2 protein-coding genes are annotated in these 2,082 nt (G+C 73.5%); both read right to left on the reverse strand.

Going from position 1 to position 2,082, the window contains the following annotated elements; translation table 11 throughout:
* Window positions 1-10: 10 nt before the first annotated feature.
* The gene (locus ACIQOV_RS38875) at window positions 11-685 is read right to left on the reverse strand and encodes a response regulator transcription factor (protein WP_359913052.1); all 675 of its coding nucleotides are present in this window, start codon (window positions 683-685) and stop codon (window positions 11-13) included.
* Complete coding sequence (locus ACIQOV_RS38880; protein ID WP_401055547.1) at window positions 682-1,995, reverse strand: sensor histidine kinase; 1,314 nt, start codon at window positions 1,993-1,995, stop codon at window positions 682-684. Before ACIQOV_RS38880 ends, ACIQOV_RS38875 begins: the two co-directional genes overlap by 4 nt.
* Window positions 1,996-2,082 lie beyond the last annotated feature (87 nt).

Consider the following 2,082-nt stretch of genomic DNA (forward strand, 5'->3'; position numbering starts at 1 on the left):
GGGTCAGCCGCTACTGACCCGGGGTCACCAGGCCGGACTCGTAGGCCAGGACGACCGCCTGGGCGCGGTCGCGCAGGCCGAGCTTGGCGAGGATGCGCCCGATGTGCGTCTTGACGGTCTGCTCGGCGAGCACCAGCTTGGCGGCTATCTCCTGGTTGGACAGGCCGCGGGCGATCAGCTCCAGCACTTCGGTCTCGCGCGGGGTCAGGCCGTTGAGCCGCACCTTGGGGTCGTGGCGCTTGGCCGGGCGGGTGCGGGCGAAGTCCTCGATCAGCCGGCGGGTCACCGAGGGGGCGAGGAGCGCCTCGCCGGCCGCGACCACCCGGACCGCGGCGATCAGGTCGGCCGGCGGGGCGTCCTTGAGCAGGAAGCCGCTGGCCCCGGCGCGCAGCGCCTCGTACACGTAGTCGTCCACGTCGAAGGTGGTCAGCATCAGCACCTTGGGCCGGTGGGCGCCCGGCACGGCCGGGTCGAGCAGCCGCCGGGCCGCCTCCAGGCCGTCCATGACGGGCATCCGGACGTCCATCAGCACCAGGTCCGGGTGGGTGCGGCCGTTGACCTCCAGGGCCTGGGCGCCGTCCGCCGCGTCCCCCACCACGTCGATGTCGCTCTGGGCGTTGAGCAGGGCCGCGAAGCCCGCGCGCACCATGGCCTGGTCGTCGACGATGATCACGCGGATGGTCATGCGGTGGTCTCCCGGGGGGTGTCTGGACGGTCGAGGGGCAGGACGGCGGCCACCTTGAAGCCGCCGTCCGGCAGCGGGCCGGTGTCCAGCCTGCCATCGACCAGCCGGACGCGTTCACGCATTCCGACCAGCCCCTGCCCGGTGCCCTCGGCCGAGGCCTCCAGCGACTCGGTGTGCTCCGGCGGGGGCGCGTTGACCACCGTCACCAGTAGCGCCGGGCCGTCCGCGGTCAGCGACACCCAGGTCCGCGCGCCGGGGGCGTGCCGCACCACGTTGGCCAGCGCCTCCTGCACGATCCGGTACGTGGACAGGCCGACGGCCTGCGGCACCAGGTCCACCAGGTCCGGCTCCACCGTCAGCTCGGCCGGCACCCCGGCCCGGCCCACCGTCTCGACCAGCTGGGCGAGTTGGCCGACCCCGGGCTGCGGTGCCTTCTCCCCGCCGGACTCCTCGCTGCGCAGCACGCCGAGCAGTCGGCGCATCTCGGCCAGCGACTCGCGGGCGGTGCCGGCTATCGCGGTGAACTCCTCGGCGGCCTCGTCCGGCACCCCGGTGATCCGGTACGGCGCGCTGGCGGCCTGCACCGCGATGACCGACATGTGGTGCGCCACCACGTCGTGCAACTCCCGTGCGATCCGGGCGCGTTCCTCCAGCAGGGTGCGGCGTTCGCGTTCGGCCTCGCTGATGTGCTCCTGCTCGGTGAGCAGCCGGCGGGCCACGGCGCGGTCCCGGACGGCCCAGCCGAGCAGCAGCGCGGCGCCGCTGAGTGCGATCAGCAGCACGGTGGTGCCGTCGCCGGAGCGGGGCAGGCCGAGGGTGGTGGTGAGCGCGGTGAGCAGGACGGTGGCCACCCAGACCGAGACCACGGTGGCCCGGCTCTCCCGCAGCGCGAGCGCGAGCAGCAGGAAGACGTAGGCGATGATCATCGGGGCCGTCCACGGCCAACTGCCCATCAGCTGGTGGTGGCGGGCGGTGATACTGGCGGTGGCGACCATGGCGGCGGCGCTGATCCACCAGGCGGTCAGCGGCCGGGTGACGGCGAGGAACAGCGGCGTGGTCTGGGCGATGGTGAGCGCGGCGGCCACCGGCAGCACCAGGTCGTAGAAACTGACCAGGTTGGCGATCCCGGTGGGGATCAGCGAGCCCTGCAGGGCGATCACGACGATGTACGGCAGTCGGCGCACCCAGCGCCGCCGGGAGTCGCCGAGCAGCGGGGTCTCGTCCTCGCTCGGGGTGGTCAGGTGGTGCCGCAGGGCGCGCAGTTGGCGCAGTGCGAACGCGCGGGCGTCGGCTTTGGTGGGCGTTTTCATCGTGGGCCAGCCTAGGAGGGCGGGCCGTGCGGGTCGTCGCACTGGAGCGCGAACTTCCGCGGGGCTACCGGGGTACCGGGTGATACC

This window comes from Kitasatospora sp. NPDC091257 (assembly GCF_044757675.1).
Classification (GTDB): domain Bacteria; phylum Actinomycetota; class Actinomycetes; order Streptomycetales; family Streptomycetaceae; genus Kitasatospora; species Kitasatospora lactacystinica.